The organism is Arthrobacter sp. TJ-170, from assembly GCF_058269305.1.
Genome location: NZ_JBZCNL010000003.1, coordinates 106,740 through 122,153, shown reverse-complemented (window position 1 = coordinate 122,153; position 15,414 = coordinate 106,740). Strand labels below are relative to the sequence as shown.

General features: G+C 62.0%; 16 protein-coding genes and 1 riboswitch. Of the genes, 9 read left to right on the top strand and 7 right to left on the bottom strand.

Annotated elements, in window-relative coordinates:
• Positions 1-40 precede the first annotated feature (40 nt).
• Together AC4D1W_RS07490 and AC4D1W_RS07485 are read right to left on the bottom strand one after the other, a co-directional pair.
• A complete protein-coding gene (locus tag AC4D1W_RS07490; RefSeq protein WP_490898300.1) occupies positions 41-1,174 on the bottom strand; it encodes an L-talarate/galactarate dehydratase in 1,134 nt (377 codons plus the stop codon).
• Positions 1,175-1,238: 64 nt separating this feature from the next.
• On the bottom strand, positions 1,239-2,045 hold the full coding sequence (locus AC4D1W_RS07485) for a carbon-nitrogen hydrolase family protein (RefSeq protein ID WP_490898299.1): 807 nt from the start codon (positions 2,043-2,045) through the stop codon (positions 1,239-1,241).
• A gap of 68 nt (positions 2,046-2,113) precedes the next feature.
• Here AC4D1W_RS07485 and AC4D1W_RS07480 point away from each other — a divergent pair, with 68 nt between their 5' ends.
• A complete protein-coding gene (locus AC4D1W_RS07480; RefSeq protein ID WP_490898298.1) occupies positions 2,114-2,611 on the top strand; it encodes a DUF427 domain-containing protein in 498 nt (165 codons plus the stop codon).
• 3 nt (positions 2,612-2,614) lie between these two features.
• On the opposite strand, the gene AC4D1W_RS07475 is transcribed toward AC4D1W_RS07480, so the two are convergent.
• Positions 2,615-3,727 (bottom strand): alanine racemase, encoded by a 1,113-nt coding sequence (locus tag AC4D1W_RS07475; RefSeq protein WP_490898297.1) that lies wholly within the window; start codon positions 3,725-3,727, stop codon positions 2,615-2,617.
• A 101-nt stretch (positions 3,728-3,828) separates the two neighbouring features.
• Here AC4D1W_RS07475 and AC4D1W_RS07470 point away from each other — a divergent pair, with 101 nt between their 5' ends.
• Positions 3,829-4,563 carry a SurA N-terminal domain-containing protein gene (locus AC4D1W_RS07470; protein WP_490898296.1) on the top strand — a complete coding sequence of 245 codons (735 nt, stop codon included), beginning with the start codon at positions 3,829-3,831 and terminating at the stop codon, positions 4,561-4,563.
• A 62-nt stretch (positions 4,564-4,625) separates the two neighbouring features.
• Here the strand turns inward: AC4D1W_RS07470 and AC4D1W_RS07465 are convergent, their stop codons facing one another.
• Both AC4D1W_RS07465 and AC4D1W_RS07460 read right to left on the bottom strand, forming a co-directional pair.
• Entirely contained in the window at positions 4,626-5,915 is a 1,290-nt protein-coding gene (locus AC4D1W_RS07465; RefSeq protein WP_490891318.1) for an adenylosuccinate synthase, read from the bottom strand.
• A gap of 268 nt (positions 5,916-6,183) precedes the next feature.
• Positions 6,184-6,435, bottom strand: a complete 252-nt coding sequence (locus tag AC4D1W_RS07460; protein ID WP_490898295.1) for an Hsp20/alpha crystallin family protein — start codon at positions 6,433-6,435, stop codon at positions 6,184-6,186.
• 142 nt (positions 6,436-6,577) lie between these two features.
• Between AC4D1W_RS07460 and AC4D1W_RS07455 the strand changes: the two genes are divergently transcribed.
• Positions 6,578-7,444 (top strand): DUF72 domain-containing protein, encoded by an 867-nt coding sequence (locus AC4D1W_RS07455; protein WP_490891316.1) that lies wholly within the window; start codon positions 6,578-6,580, stop codon positions 7,442-7,444.
• A gap of 95 nt (positions 7,445-7,539) precedes the next feature.
• On the opposite strand, the gene AC4D1W_RS07450 is transcribed toward AC4D1W_RS07455, so the two are convergent.
• On the bottom strand, positions 7,540-8,700 hold the full coding sequence (locus tag AC4D1W_RS07450) for a heparan-alpha-glucosaminide N-acetyltransferase domain-containing protein (RefSeq protein ID WP_490898294.1): 1,161 nt from the start codon (positions 8,698-8,700) through the stop codon (positions 7,540-7,542).
• A gap of 229 nt (positions 8,701-8,929) precedes the next feature.
• On the opposite strand from AC4D1W_RS07450, the gene AC4D1W_RS07445 reads away from it, so the two are divergent.
• The gene (locus AC4D1W_RS07445) at positions 8,930-9,700 is read left to right on the top strand and encodes a response regulator transcription factor (RefSeq protein WP_490898293.1); all 771 of its coding nucleotides are present in this window, start codon (positions 8,930-8,932) and stop codon (positions 9,698-9,700) included.
• Positions 9,681-11,228: a sensor histidine kinase gene (locus tag AC4D1W_RS07440; RefSeq protein ID WP_490898292.1), complete on the top strand. Its 1,548-nt coding sequence runs from the start codon at positions 9,681-9,683 to the stop codon at positions 11,226-11,228. Before AC4D1W_RS07445 ends, AC4D1W_RS07440 begins: the two co-directional genes overlap by 20 nt.
• An 86-nt stretch (positions 11,229-11,314) precedes the next feature.
• Here AC4D1W_RS07440 and AC4D1W_RS07435 read toward each other — a convergent pair whose 3' ends face one another.
• Positions 11,315-11,563, bottom strand: coding sequence for a hypothetical protein (locus AC4D1W_RS07435; protein ID WP_490898291.1), 249 nt, complete (start codon positions 11,561-11,563; stop codon positions 11,315-11,317).
• Between the two features lie 95 nt (positions 11,564-11,658).
• Here AC4D1W_RS07435 and AC4D1W_RS07430 point away from each other — a divergent pair, with 95 nt between their 5' ends.
• From AC4D1W_RS07430 to AC4D1W_RS07415, 4 genes are all read left to right on the top strand, one after another.
• Positions 11,659-11,817, top strand: coding sequence for a hypothetical protein (locus tag AC4D1W_RS07430; protein ID WP_490898499.1), 159 nt, complete (start codon positions 11,659-11,661; stop codon positions 11,815-11,817).
• Positions 11,818-12,039: 222 nt separating this feature from the next.
• Positions 12,040-12,114: riboswitch (cyclic di-GMP riboswitch) on the top strand.
• A 290-nt stretch (positions 12,115-12,404) separates the two neighbouring features.
• Positions 12,405-13,760 carry an FG-GAP-like repeat-containing protein gene (locus tag AC4D1W_RS07425; RefSeq protein ID WP_490898290.1) on the top strand — a complete coding sequence of 452 codons (1,356 nt, stop codon included), beginning with the start codon at positions 12,405-12,407 and terminating at the stop codon, positions 13,758-13,760.
• A gap of 256 nt (positions 13,761-14,016) precedes the next feature.
• Complete coding sequence (locus AC4D1W_RS07420) at positions 14,017-15,177, top strand: glycosyltransferase family 2 protein (RefSeq protein ID WP_490898289.1); 1,161 nt, start codon at positions 14,017-14,019, stop codon at positions 15,175-15,177.
• Positions 15,178-15,180: 3 nt separating this feature from the next.
• On the top strand, positions 15,181-15,378 hold the full coding sequence (locus AC4D1W_RS07415; protein ID WP_490891309.1) for a hypothetical protein: 198 nt from the start codon (positions 15,181-15,183) through the stop codon (positions 15,376-15,378).
• The last annotated feature ends 36 nt before the right edge of the window (positions 15,379-15,414 follow it).

Below are 15,414 nucleotides of genomic sequence, written 5' to 3'. Positions count from 1 at the left end.
GCTGTCAATGCTGGCACGTGGTCAGTGCCGGCACGCACGCTCAGCGCGTGCCGAACTCGACACTGTCAGTGGTCCACGCGCGTGCCTGGTCACTGAAGGTCACGCCCAGCCCCGGGCGGTTGGGAACCAGCATCCGCCCGTCACGTGTCTCGAGGCGCTCGTTGAACAGCGGATCCAGCCAGTCGAAGTGCTCCACCCACGGCTCGCGGGGGTAGGCCGCGGCAAGGTGCAGGTGGATTTCCATGGCGAAGTGCGGAGCAAGGTCCAGGCCGGCCTGGTCCGCCAGCGTGGCGAGCCGGAGGAACTGCGTGATGCCCCCGACGCGGGGCGCGTCGGGCTGGATGATGTCGCAGGCCCGGGTTGCGATGAGCCGCTCGTGCTCGGCGACGGAGGCGAGCATCTCGCCGGTGGCGATGGGGGTATCAAGTGCCAGTGCCAGCGCGGCGTGCCCCTCGGCGTCGTACGCGTCCAGGGGTTCTTCGATCCAGACCAGATCGAACTGCTCAAGTTTGCGGCCCATGCGCAGGGCGGTGGCGCGGTCCCACTGCTGGTTCGCATCCACCATCAGCGGTACGTCGGGGCCGATGTGCTCCCGCACGGCCGCCACGCGTCGCAGGTCCTCTGCGGAGTCCGGCAGGCCGACCTTGATCTTGATGCCGCCGATGCCCTCGGCGAGTGACTGGGTTGCTCGCTCCTTGACCTCATCGATCGAGGCGCTGAGGAAACCGCCGGAGGTGTTGTAGGTGCGCACCGAGTCCCGGTAGGCGCCGAGCAGCTTGGCTAGCGGCAGTCCGGCTCGCTTCGCCTTGAGGTCATACAGCGCGATGTCGAGTGCGGCGAGCGCCTGGGTGGCGACGCCGGACCGGCCCACGGACGCACCGGCCCACAGCAACTTGTTATACAGCTTGGCGATGTCGTTGGGGTCTTCGCCGATCATTGCTTGGGCGACTTCCCGTGCGTGGGCGTACTGCGCCGGCCCGCCTGCCCGCTTGGAGTAGGAGAACCCGAGACCGGAGACGCCCTGCTCAGTGAGGATCTCGGCGAACAGGAACACCACTTCCGTCATGGGCTTCTGCCTGCCGGTGAAGACCTTGGCGTCGGAAATGGGCGTGGCCAGCGGCAGCGTGGCGGTAGAGAGTTTGACGTGGCGGATTGCGTCGGGCGTGTAAGTCATCGCGGAACCTTCGGGAGAACGGGACGGATGACTTATCGTACAACTTACCTACTTGTCATACAAGCTAGTGCGCTTCGACAATCTCCTCGTTCTGCGCGAACCGGCGATTCCGCAGCACCGGCAGGAACTCACGCACTTCCTCGATACGCTTCCGATTCACCTCAACCGTCACAACGCCCTGTTCCTCGTCGTTCAGGAAAACCTGCGGCACCCCCATCGGGTCAAGGATGGCCGAGTGCCCGATGGTGTGCGACGACGATGTCCCCGCCGCGGCGATCCACACCGTGTTCTCGATGGCCCGGGCCCGCAGCAGCGTCTCCCAGTGCTCGACCTTGTGATCCCCCTTGAACCACGCGGCAGGCACCAGCACGACGTCGGCGCCACGGTCCGCGAGTGCCCTTGCCTGCTCCGGGAAGCGGAGGTCGTAGCACGTCATGAGTCCGACGGTCAGGTCACCGACCGGCACCACTGTGAGGCCGCCGTCGCCCGGTTTGATGCGCTCGGACTCCCGGTAGCTGAACGCGTCATACAGGTGCAGCTTGCGGTAGGTATCCACGATGCGGCCCGTGGAGTCAATGAGCACCAGCGTGTTGTACGGGCGCTCCTCGCCGCTTGACTCGTACCCGCCTGCGACGATGGCGATCTTCAGCTCCGCGGCAAGGAACGAGAGCTGCTGGACGAAGATGGTCCAGCCCGCATCCACGGCGTCGGCGAGGGCGCCTTCCACTTTTCCGATGGAAAACATCGACTCCTCGGGGAAGACGATCAGTTCTGACCCTTCCTGCACTGCCTGGCGCGCGAGCTCCCGCATCGTCGCGACATTGGCGGAGACGTCCCCGATCGGCCTGAATTGTCCAACACTGATCTTCATCGCGGGCCCTTTCGGGTAGGAACTGGGGCTCATTCAAGGGTACCGAAGAGTACGGTGGCGCTATGGGTATGAACAAGGTAAAACGCGAGCAACCGGGGCCGGACCAGGAGTCGGTGTGGGACTTCCCGCGCCCGCCCCGCATCGAGAACTATCCCGGCGTCGTCGTCATCGAGTTCGGCGGGCGGGAGATCGCGCGGACTCATAGCGCCCTGCGGGTGCTGGAGACGAGCCACCCACCCGTGTTCTACGTACCGGACACGGATTTCGTGCCGGACACGCTGCACCCGGTCGGCGGTACCAGCTGGTGCGAGTTCAAGGGAGAGGCCACCTATTACGACGTCGTTGCCGGCTCTGCGAGCGCCGAACGGTCCGCGTGGACCTACCTCCAGCCCACGGCCGGGTTTGAGCGGCTCGCCGGAACCGTCGCGGTCTACCCCGGCAGGATGGACCGCTGCCTCGTCGACGGCGAGGAGGTGCGCGCCCAGCCCGGTGACTTCTATGGCGGCTGGATCACATCAAGGGTGGTGGGCCCGTTCAAGGGCGCGCCGGGGACCTGGGGCTGGTAGCGCTCAGAATTGCGGGTGCCACACCTCGGTCGCGTTGCCGTGGACGGCAAGCGCCGTCCGCCACCGGTCAAACACGGAACAGGGGTGCGAAATACCGAGGTCAACGGTGTCGCCCACCCTCAGCGATGCGGCGTCGTCCACCACCGTGTGGTGATCGAACAGCCGAACGACGACGCCGGTTGGCTCAGGCAGCGCGGCACCGTCTCGGTGGTGCGCCACGATGGTGGGCAGGCCGGCGTCGTACGCCAGCTCCCGCTTGCCCGCGCCCAGGACGGCCCGCCCCTCCTCAGGCACGGAGACGACGACGGCACGCACCACTGCGGCGGCACGCAGGCCGGGCAGCGGCGACACGTCCGCGTAGGTGCCGTGGTCATGGATGACGTAGCAGCCGGAGCGCAGCACGTTGAGTGCGCTCTCGGGAAGGTGGAGCACCGCACGGTCCTGGAACGCGGATCCTCCCACAGTGAAGAGAGGTTGCTGGACCTCGAACTGGCCCTGCAACGCATCGAAGATCTCCCTGGCGGCCCGGCAGTGTCCGTCGATGACGGCGAGGTTCTCAGGCGTGCGGATATTCGGCGCGATCCCTTCATAGGCGCTGACGCCGGCGAGGCGGAGCCCGGGGGCATCCCTGACCGCTGCGGCCAGGGCGGGTGCTTCCGCGGCGTTGCGAATTCCGGTTCGCCCACCGGCCACGCCGACGTCGACCAGTACAAACAGGGGCCGGTCGGCGTCGTGGAAACCCTGTGCCAGGGCGGCAATTGCCTCTTCGGAGTCAACGAGGCTGTGGATCTCGAGGTGGGGATTGAATTCCAGGAGCCTGCGCAGGTCATCTATCAACGCAGGGAACACCACTTCATTGGCGATGAGAATGCGCCGGGCGCCCCAGGTCACAGCGAGTGCGGCCTGCGCCGGCGTCGCGACCGTCACTCCCCAGGACCCGGGAAGCTGGCGCTGGACTATCTCGCGGGTCATCGTTGTTTTGATGTGGGGAGCGAGCACCATCGAGTGTCCGGCCGCCCACTGCTCCTTGAGGGCAATGTTGGCGTCAATCGCGTCAACGTCGAGCAGCAGTTGCGGCAGGCTTGCAAGGTGGATATCCGAAGGGAACTGCGCCATCTTCCGCATCCTACCGTTCAGCGTCTATCCAGCCAGCACTGAGCCGATGTACATGGGGCGCTGCTAGAGTCGCAGGTCGGTAATCAACAGTAGGAGTGTTTGTGAAGAAGAAGTGGCTCATGAGCCTGGCCCTGGCGAGTGCGCTCGCTTTCGCGACAGGCTGCGGAGGGGACACCGAGGCTGAACCCGCCCCGAGCGAGAGCGCCGCAAGCACCCCGGCGGAAGCCCCCACGCCGGACCTTGAGGGAGTTCCCGACGTCGTGGCAACCGTCAACGGCGACGAGGTGACCAAGGAAGAGTTCACCACCGCATACGAGGGCACCTTCCAGCAGATGGCAATGCAGGCGCAGGTGACCGGACAGGAAGTCGACCAGGAGCAACTGAAAACGCAGACGCTCGACAACCTCATCGGCACCAAGCTCCTCATCCAGGAAGCCGACGATCGTGGGATAGAAGCCAGCGAGGAAGCCATCAAGGCGACAACGGACGAACTGGTCGCGACGAACCAGTTCACCTCCCCCGAAGAACTCTTCACAGCGCTTGAGGAAAAGGGCATCACCAAGGAAGAGGCCACCGAGCAGATTCGGCAGCAGGTCCGCCTCGACGCGCTGCTCGCCGAGGAGACCGGTGACACCGCGCCGACCGAGGAGGAACTGAAGGCAGCCTACGAGGAGGCAAAGGCCTCCGGCGCAGCCGCACAGGGCTCCGAGATCCCGCCGTTCGAAGAGGTAAAGCCGCAGCTTGAGCAGCAGGTTACGCAGCAGAAGCAATCCGACGCGGCACTCGCGCTGGTCGAGAAACTTAGGGAAAGCGCCGACGTCGACAGCAATCTCTAGACCGCAGGCAGCAAAACGGCTAGGTTCTCCAGGAACCTAGCCGTTTTGCTGTGTTGACCCGGCTATCCGCCGATGAGGTCGTTGATCACGATCGTCTGGTCGCGGTCCGGGCCTACGCCGATGGCGGAGAAGCGAGTGCCGGACATCTTCTCGAGCGCCCGCACGTAGGTCTGGGCGTTCTCCGGCAGGTCCTCGATGGTCCGGGCTCCGGTGATGTCCTCGGTCCAGCCGTCGAAGTATTCAAAGATGGGCTTCGCGTGGTGGAAGTCGGTCTGCGTCATGGGCATTTCGTCGTGGCGGACGCCGTCGACGTCGTACGCCACGCACACCGGAATGCTCTCAATACCGGTCAGGACGTCGAGCTTCGTCACAAAGTAGTCGGTGAATCCGTTGACGCGGGAAGCGTGGCGCGCCAGCACGGCGTCGTACCAGCCACAGCGCCGCGGGCGTCCGGTGTTCACGCCGAACTCTCCGCCGATCTTCTGGAGGTGGATTCCCATGTCGTCGAACAGCTCGGTGGGGAACGGTCCGGCGCCGACGCGGGTGGTGTACGCCTTGATGATGCCCACCGCCCGGTTGATGCGGGTGGGGCCGATGCCGGAGCCGACTGAGGCGCCGCCGGCGGTCGGGTTTGACGACGTCACAAACGGGTAGGTGCCGTGGTCAACGTCGAGGAACGTCGCCTGCCCGCCCTCCATGAGGACCACCTTGCCGGCGTCGAGCGCTTCATTGAGCACGTAGGTCGAGTCGATGACCAGCGGGTGCAGCCGCTCGGCGAAGGAAGTGAAGTACTGGACGATTTCCTCGACCTCGACGTCGCGCCGGTTGTAGACCTTGACCAGCAGTTCGTTCTTTTGCTTCAGCGAGCCCTCAACCTTCTGGCGAAGGATCGACTCGTCAAACACGTCCTGCACACGGATGCCCAGGCGGGCGACCTTGTCCATGTACGCCGGACCGATACCGCGGCCGGTGGTTCCGATGGCCCGCTTTCCGAGGAAGCGTTCGGTGACCTTGTCCAGCACCTGGTGGTACGGGGCCACGAGGTGCGCGTTCGCGGAGACGCGCAGCTTCGACGTGTCAGCGCCGCGTGCTTCAAGTCCGTCGATCTCCTGGAACAGCGCCTCCAGATTGATGACGCAACCGTTGCCGATGATCGGCACGGCGTTGGGGCTGAGAATGCCGGCGGGAAGGAGCTTGAGCTCGTACTTCTCACCGCCCACGACGACGGTGTGCCCGGCGTTGTTGCCGCCGTTCGGCTTCACGACGTAGTCCACGCGCCCGCCGAGCAGGTCAGTGGCCTTGCCTTTGCCTTCATCGCCCCACTGGGCTCCGACAATCACAATTGCTGGCATGGGATCCTCCCCCATTGTTTGGCGACAGAAGTGCGCGCCGGGTGCCGCGCGAATTGTGCCGCCGTGCATGAGAACGCCCCAAGGCTTCCGCAAGCGTTCTCCGCTTCGAAGTCCGGGGCTCTTACCACGCAAGTTTAGCGGACAACGCGTACGCAGACTCCTACCGTTACCCGATCTCCACACCCCGGCGTCCAGTGGTCGCGTGGGGGAATCGATCTACTCGCTGCTGCGGGTTACGAGAATCTTCCGGGAGTGGCCTTCGTCCCGCTCAGACACCGGGATACCGGACTTCTAGAATCCCGTCGGTGTAGGAGGCCTGGATATCTTCTTCCTGCACCGCCCCCGGCAGAGTCACTGTCCGGGAGAAGGTACCGTACCGAAACTCGGACCGGTATCCGCGCTTGTCCTTGTGCTCGGTTTTCTCCTGGTGGCTGACCTCGATGGTCAACTGGTCTGCGGTCAGCGTGATGTCGGCATCCTTGTCAGGGTCAATGCCCGGCACCTCCGCCTTCACGACCATGGAATTGCCGTCCCGATACTCTTACAGCCGAAGCCAGGACCCCGCGGCGCCGGGATATTAAGCCTCTCGAAGGTGGGCGGGACCGGCGGGACTGGGGTGATAACGGGTTTCGCCGGCAAGGAGCGCAAGGTACGTTCTGTGCATGGACCAGACCGCCCCTCGAGCCCGTATCGGCATCTCCGGGTGGCGGTATGCTCCCTGGCGGAAGTCCTTCTACCCGGCCGGCCTCCCGCAGCGGCTCGAGCTAGAGTACGCCGCGTCCCAGCTCGACACCATCGAGATCAACGGGACCTTTTATTCACTCCAGCACCGGGACAGCTTCGTTCGCTGGCGTGACACCGTGCCCCACGATTTTCGATTTTCCGTCAAGGGCCCGCGGTACATCACGCACATGCTCGGGCTGCGAAACGCCGAGACTGCGCTGGCCAACTTCTTTGCCTCAGGCGTCCTTGCTCTCGGGCCGAAGCTCGGCCCGGTTCTCTGGCAACTGCCCGCCACCCGCCGGTTCGATGCGGATCTCCTGGACACTTTCCTTTCGCAACTGCCTCGCACGACGACGGCAGCCGCCTCCCTCTCCCGCGGGCACGACGAGCGCCTCAAGGACCGCGACTGGGTCACGACGGATGCCGACCGGCCGATCGAGCATGTGCTCGAACCACGTCACGAGAGTTTCGGCAGCGAGGAATGCTACGAGATCCTGCGACGCCACGCCGTAGCACTGGTGGTGGCCGATTCGGCAGAGAAGTGGCCGCAGTTCCGCGAGGTGACCGGCGCCGTCGTCTATGTCCGGCTGCATGGCAGCACCGAGCTTTACACCAGCGGTTATACGGATGCCGAGCTGGATGAGTGGGCGGCGCTGTGCGCGGGCTGGCTGTCGGGGCAGACGTGCCCGGACGAACGCGGCCGCGACGTCTACGTGTACTTCGACAATGACGTGAAGGTCCACGCACCGTTCAATGCGATCGGCCTCGCCGAGCGCTTGAGCCGGCCAGCACCTGTGACCGGGTAATGGGTGCATCCTATTTGGTGCTCGGCTTGCCTCGATCGCAGCGCAGTGTTCTGGCACGAAACGTGCACAGCTGGGCGGGATTCAGCCGAGCTGTTTTAAGGGTTGGTTAAGAGGCCAGTACGGGTGCGTCTTGTTGCAGTTGCGACTAAGCCTTCGAGCGGCCCGTGATGGTGGGTTCGTCGCCACAGAGAAGCGAAGATCGCAGCGACAACGATTTGGAGGATGAGGGAAGCATCGGGTTGTTCTTCCAGAAAGCCGGTTGCGAGGACAAGCAGGTGGGCCGAGTAGAGGGTCAACGTCATACTGCCCATGGCGGCCAACGGCATCAGTGGCTCGGTGGTGAAGCGGGCGAGGAGCAGCACCGCCCCCAACGCGGCGATGGACGTGCCCGTGGTGTTTAGCATTTCCAGGACCGTGGTGGAGTAGGGGGCCACCATGGCATGCCACCACAGTGAAGTAGTCGGCAGGTATTCCTCAGGCCCCCAGATCAGCATCTCGTCAATCATCTCCGCGCTCAGGCTTGGTGACGACTCCAGTAGGCGGTCGATCCCTCCGAGTGGACCCAAGAGGAGGCCTGAAAGCAGCCAACTGGTGACGGTCAAAACAAGCCCTGCCAACGTCACGCGGATCTGTACTAGGCGAGACCTGAGATCGAGTCTGCCGATGGCTAGTCCGGCGCAGATATAGGTCATGTAAGGCAGCGCTGGATACTCGCCGGTGAAGAGCAGCTGACTGACCAGCACACCGGGTTCCGTGAAGAGCATTGTGAAACTGGGATCGAAACCAGGTTCGGGCATAAAGTCCCGCAGTGCCTGCACAGTGAGAGGGCCCGCCACTGCAATCCCTGCGGCAAGAAAGGCCAGTGATTTGGCGGAGAGTCGAAGCACGGGAATCGCCAGCATGAACATCACCCCGTAGTAGGCCAAGATGATGGAGGGCGGCGTATCAACGTAAGCGATAGTGAGCCCCAGGGCCGTGATGAGACCGGCACGGACCGCCACAGAGCCTCGGGTTGCCTTGAGTGCCGCGCCCTTCACTGGGCGCTGGCTCCCGGAAGTGAAAGCGAGTGACACTCCGGCCAGCAGGGCAAACAAGGCAGCAGAATGGCCGGCGAACACTGTCCATAGGACGGTCGGGGCATCGTCGTCATTGGTGCCAGGGAGAATGTGGATAATCATCAAGCCGATGAGGGCGACACCGCGTGCTGCATCGACTCCAAGCATTCGCGACCTTCTCACAGGGTCAGAGAACCGCATGTAATTCTCCTCTAGTCGTACTTGCACAAGCAGTAGGGAGGTCCGCCTCGAAGAAACAGGAATCCCGTAACGGCTTCTAGTCCAGCAGGCGGCTCTATGCCTGAGTTATAGGAGTCCTGTGAATTTGCCTTTAAAGATCGCCAACGTATTGACCCCGGCTTTGTCCCAATCCTTACTTGTTGGCATCGGCAGCGTTGGACCCTTGCTATGGAGGAGGGAGAGTGCATTCATGACCTCGAACACATCGGATTCAATAATGACGCATTTACCCCTACTGCGGCGTTCCGATGGGTCCCGCGTGCGTGCTCTGGTGATCGATGATGAGCCCGCCCTTTCTGAGGTGGTCAGTGCGGTGCTCAGATTGTCGGGGTGGGACGTCATGGTAGCGGCCGACGGCCCCTCTGCTGTTCGACTAGCGCACCAGTTCCGCCCGGACGTTCTGGTGCTGGACGTGATGCTTCCCGGGCTGGACGGTGTTGAGGTTCTCCGCAAGGTCCGGGCCTCAAATCCATCCATTGCCGCACTTTTCCTGACCGCAAAAGGTCGTGTGGAAGACCGGATTACCGGTCTTACTGCCGGAGGTGATGATTACGTCACTAAACCCTTCAGCCTGGAGGAAGTCGTCCTGCGCTTGCACAGGCTAGTCCAACGCGCAGGAATTACAGCCATAGACAGGGCCGAGCTGGTGGTTGGTGACCTGACGATGAATCTGAATACACGCGAAATCAGCCGGGCCGACCAAAGTATCCAGTTGACAGCGACGCAGTTCAACCTACTTCGTTTCCTGATGGAAAATTCCCGGCGGGTCTTGAGTAGAAGCCAGATTTTGGAACATGTCTGGAATTACGATTTTGACGGCCAGTTGAACGTCGTCGAACTGAACATTTCCTACCTGCGGAAAAAGATCGACGTGGGCCGTGAACCCATGATTCATACTGTGCGCGGCGCAGGGTATGTCCTCAAGCCAGCAAAGGAAGATCATGGAGAAGCTACCAGCTGAACCCGTAGGGGCTGCACGGATTCAAAATTCCTCCTTCGGCTGGCCGGTTTCCTCATGGAAACTGCGAACCAAACTGTTGCTGATAACTCTGGTCCTGCTCACCGTCATCTGCGGTTCGCTGGGAATTCTGAGCTACGCCGCTATGAATGTGATCCTTACCCAACAGCTCGACAGCCAACTGCATAGAGCCTCGAACCGGACGATTAGGTTTGGAGATCCCATACCCCCACGAAGGTCACAGATGGATCGAAGCTCTGTGGACGTTCCCGCTCAGGGGGCAGGCACACTTAGCGCATACCGATCGGACGGTGAGGTCTTTTATTCCGGGTTGCACTCCATCGGAGGGGAACACCAGGATTTATCGACAGCCGACATCGAGGTGGTCAACAGTCTGCCCGAAAGTCGCGAGCCTGTTGACCGCTCACTGTCTATTGGTCACTACCGTTTGATCGCTGTAGATGACACGGAAGGTCATATCCTCGTCACGGGTATACCGACTGCTGACAGGGACGCCACCTTGAACGCACTGGCCAGCGCAATGGCCACGATCTCCCTAGCCGGACTCATTTTCACCGGGATCTCAGCGGCAATCGTTATCCGCCGGACCCTCCGTCCCTTGGATCACTTATCGAAGGTAGCAACAAATGTCGCCGAATTACCCCTGGATGTGGGTGAAGTTGTCCTGGCTGCGCGTGCTTCCCCAGGTTCTCCTCAAACTGAAATGGGCAACGTGGGACACGCCTTCAATAGAATGCTCGACAACGTTGCAAGCGCCCTAACCGCACGACAACGCAGCGAGACTCAAGTCCGTCAATTCGTCGCAGATGCCAGCCATGAGCTGCGAACACCTTTGGCTGCGATCCGCGGCCACTCTGAGTTGATCCGTATGACAGAACACCTCGGACCAAAAGGCGACGCTTCACTGCGCAGGGTTGAATCAGAAACACTAAGAATGACCACACTGGTCGAAGACCTGCTCCTGCTCGCCTGGCTCGATGAAGGACACTCCGGTGCGGAGGAAGATGTCGATGTAACAGAACTCATCATCGAATCAGTCAGTGATGTGCGGATCACCGCTCCGGAGCAACACTGGAGCGTCCGCCTCCCCGACGAGCCCGTGGTCGTGCGCGGGAATGCGAACCATCTGCGCCAAGTCCTCATAAACCTTCTCACAAACGCTCATAAGCACACCGATCCTGGGACCACCGTCGTTACAAGCCTGACTGTGAAAAGTAGCGAAATCATCCTCACGGTGACGGATGATGGCCCGGGCATCGCCTCCGATTTCGTCGATCACATCTTCTCCCGCTTCACCCGTGCCGACAAAGCACGAACCGGCGGACACGGGACGTCAGGGTTGGGACTGTCGATCGCCCATGCAATTGTCTGCGCTCACCACGGGGCAATCCATGTCGATAGTCGACCCGGTCGCACCACTTTCACCGTCCGTCTTCCAAGGAACACCCAACCGGACCCGGACTCTGTGAACCCAAAAAGAGAACCCAATGCTTGGTCAGGGACCAGTTAACAGGCAGAACGTGACAGCCATTCACTCACGCCCTCGGCGCGTCAAATGGTTGTGACGGCACCGGCAGGGATGCGAAGCGTCGTCTCCTACCTCTTGACTCGTCTGGGCATGCTCCGTGCGAGGTAGGCTGCCGCGCCACCGGCCACGATGACCGACACGACCACTGCTACAAGCATGGCGTAGAGCCCGAGCAGCGCGGACATCGGATCTGCAGGACGTTGAAGGAAGGCCAATCCGCCGGCCATTCCGATCACCCAGAAGAGGACACACGAAAGAAGGGCCACCGCCGCTGTAACGACGGCGGGTTGGCGTCGGTATGACTTCCACTCGCTCATGAATCCATGGTGCGACCGTCAGCCGTGGCCCGGCATGATTGACCAACCCCGTGTCGGTCACATTCAGTGGGGGCAGTTTTTCACCCTGAGCACCATTGACTGCGGCCTCCTCGCAGATCGAACTGGCCGGCTACTGCTCCGTGCTGCACTCCCTGGCCCTGACCGGCTCCACCGGGGACTACGGCCGGAGGCTGAGCGCCGTCGTCATCGGCTTCGGGGCGACTGCACGCTGCAGGACCCCAACGCGCCGTTGACCTCCCTGCGCACCGAGGACCTGGACGCCCGGTAGTTACGTCACCTCCTTGCCCCGTCGCCTTGGGTGACCGCGAAGCCGAGTAGACCGGCAGATCTCCTTGGAAGAAGCTGCGTCATTTTTGCGTGCTAGCTGGGTCTAATTGGCGTCTTCTCCGAGGGGTCACCTCCCATAATCGAGGAGCCGCTATTTCTGATCAGTGCAACGCGTATGGGCAACCGCTCATCGATAAAGGCAAACCCGGTGTGAGCCGGGGACGCAAAGCCACGGGGCCCCAGGGGCCAGCCGGGCTACCAACAGCAGGGGGCCCTCGCTCGAATGTCTTACGCAAGCCGTGCTTCCAGGAGCAAAGCATCTGATACTCGCCGCCCGGCTCGTCCTATGCGATGGCTCAAACCCCTCGCCCTGCTGACTGTTTCGAGCTTACTCATGCTCCCTGCGATAGGAGGGCCAGCGCAGGCGACCGAAAGCACGTCCACGGCCGCTGACCCGGGCCCAGCCGGCAGCTTCGCCTGGCAAGGATTCAATTGGGAAAAACGATTCTGGGGTGGTGCGCCCCAGTACAACGGAGCTTTCGACCCAGGAAATGTGAGTGATCCAGACATCAACGGACACGTCACCCTGACTCTCTCTAACCCGACGGGGACAGCGCCGGTGGGCGCGGAGTTCCAATCGACGCGTGAAGGTTTCGGGTACGGAACCTACAGCACAACGGTGGAGAAGAACCTGGCGTCGCTGCAAAAGGAAGTGGTGTGGGGGTGCTTGTTCACCTACGATCCGGCTGCTGCCCCGGGATACAACGAAATCGACCTGTGCGAGGCATCAGCATGGGGAGGCGGGGCAGCCTACGGCGAATCATGGCCCGTGAGCCAAGGTCACGGTTACTGGTTCGACGCAACCAAACCGCCGGGTCAGGGCAACAACACGATTACCTTCGGGGTGACCAACGATTCCGTCCTGACACACCGGATGATCTGGGAACCCGGGAAACTGACTTTCGAAACCTTCGCCGGCGAGGGTTTCACGGGACGCGTGCTGAAACGCACAGTGCTCGAAGGTGCAACGGTTCCGGTTCCGGCCAAAGAAGCCATCCACTTCAACCTATGGGTGACAGGAGGCGGAGGAGGCAAACCATCCGCAGTGAAGCCCGAGAAAGTTGTGATCCGGGACTTCTCATTCACTCCAGCTCCCGCTGCGGTCCCCTTCAACGGCAACAGCAGTCCGGACGTCCTGGCTCGTGACACCCTAGGCAGGCTGTGGCTGTACGTTGGCAACGGAACCGGCGGATGGCTCGGGCGTACCCAGGTGGGCTCCGGCTGGCTGGGCTTCACAAGCATCCTCACACCCGGCGACTTCAACGGCGACGGAAACCCGGACGTGCTTGGCCGCGACAAGTACGGAGCGTTTTGGCTCTACCCGGGCAACCGTGCAGGCGGCTTGGATTCGCGTGTGAAGGTGGGCTCCGGTTGGCATGGGTTCACGAGCCTGACTGCGCCTGGAGACTTCAACGGCGACGGGAATGTTGACGTGATGGCGCGTGACATGTACGGCGCTCTGCACCTGTATCCCGGCAACGGCAGCGGGGGCTGGAAGTCCCGGGTAAAAATCGGATCCGGTTGGCAGGGCTTCAACGCCATCGTCGGCCCCGGCGACTTCAACGGCGATGGCAACGCCGACGTGCTGGCCCGCGATTCGAAGGGCGGTTTGTACCTGTACGCCGGCAACGGCGCCGGCGGCTGGAAGTCCGGCACCCGGATCGGCTCCGGCTGGCAGGGCTTCTCCAGCCTCGTCGCGCCGGGCGACTTCAATGGTGACGGAACCGTCGACGTCCTCGCCCGCGACCAGTACGGTGCGCTGTGGCTCTATGGCGGCGACGGCTCCGGAGGGTGGAAGCCGCGCGTCCAAGTCGGCTCAGGCTGGAACATCATGAACAGCATTTCCTGACACCGCCACGCGCTGCCGGCCTACTCCATTGGGAGGACTCCGTGCTCCTACTGCCCGGTACGAGTATCACGCGAGTCATACGGGTGCCGAACACCTCCATGCTCCACGTAGTACCCCCGTAGCACCGGGTGAAAACCTTGCTGACTGCACGTAATCACTGCGTAAATTACTCATATATTCGCGTGAAAATTACGCGTGTGAAGCGGAAATATCCCGAATAGTCTCCTTAACAATCACTAATTGTCGAGGAGACACTATGCATGCTGCGCCAGCACGGGAGCGTCGCGACGCTCTGGCGCGGGAGCGTCGTCATGCGGCTATATCGCGGACCAATTCACGAGTAGTTGCACTTATTCCCGCTCATAATGAGGAAACACTTATCCTCCAGGCGGTGCGAGGCCTCGTAGGGCAATCCTCACCCCCTGACGAGATAGTGGTTATCGCGGATAACTGCACGGACGGGACCGTTGAACTCGTGCGCAGCTCAGGGCTTCCGGCTGTTTCGGTATATGAAACTCAGGGGAACACGGCGAAGAAAGCAGGAGCGCTCAATCAGTTCCTGGCCGGACTGCTGCCAACGCTGCATGACGACGACACCATACTGGTGCAGGATGCTGACTCGATCCTCGATGCCAACTTCGTGGTCAACGCCGAACGGCACATCAAGGCCGACCCCTCCTTGGGTGCTGTCGGAGGGACCTTTCGTGCCGTACCGCCGAGCTCAGGCGCACCCATTGCTGAACGATTCATCGTCCATCTGCAGGACAATGAATACGCCCGTTACGCCCGGGATGTACGCCGGCTCAAAGGCAAATGCCTGGTGGTCACCGGAACGGCTGCAGTATTCCGGGTCAGCACCCTTCGGAGAATTGCGCGGGCGCGATTGGAAGGGAAGCTTCCCGCCGGCGACGGCCTAGGCGGCGTCTATGACACGACGGTTCTGACGGAAGACAACGAACTGAGCTTCGCCGTCATGACGGTCGGGATGAGACTTCTCGCGCCGGCGGATTGCCTCCTCGTAACCGATGCCATGACCTCCTGGCAAGAACTCTGGATGCAGCGGCTGCGGTGGAAGCGCGGAGCCGTCGAGAACTGCTTCCAGTACGGCTTCACTCGCGTGACCGCCGGCTACTGGGGACGCCAGCTTCTCAGCCTGGCCGGAATCCTCGTGACACTTGCATATATCGCCTCATTGATCTCGAGCCTTGTACTTTTCGGCGGCCTAAGCATCCATCCGTTCTGGCTCGGCATAACCGGCATATTCGTGTTGGAAAGATTCATAACCTTAAAGGACAAGACTTGGACTAACCGAATCCTAAGCACAACCATGTATGAACTCCCTTACGACTTTTTCCTACAAGTTATTCACGCCCGGGCGTATTTCGATGTAATGCGCCGATCCGAAAGGAAATGGTAATTCATGTATAACAACCCAACCTCACCCCTGGCAGCAGGCGTCGGTTCAGGTGCTCTGGCCTACACCGGAGCCGGAGATTTCTTCTGGGCAGGGCTGGCAGGATTTGCGCTGCTCGCGACGGGTATGGCCATAGCCCGGATGGTGCCCCGCTCAGAAGTGGCAACCCAATCCTCCGGCGATGCCTCGGATCACACGGCCTAAAGGGACTTGGGGGGCGGGAGCGGTCATATACCGGGC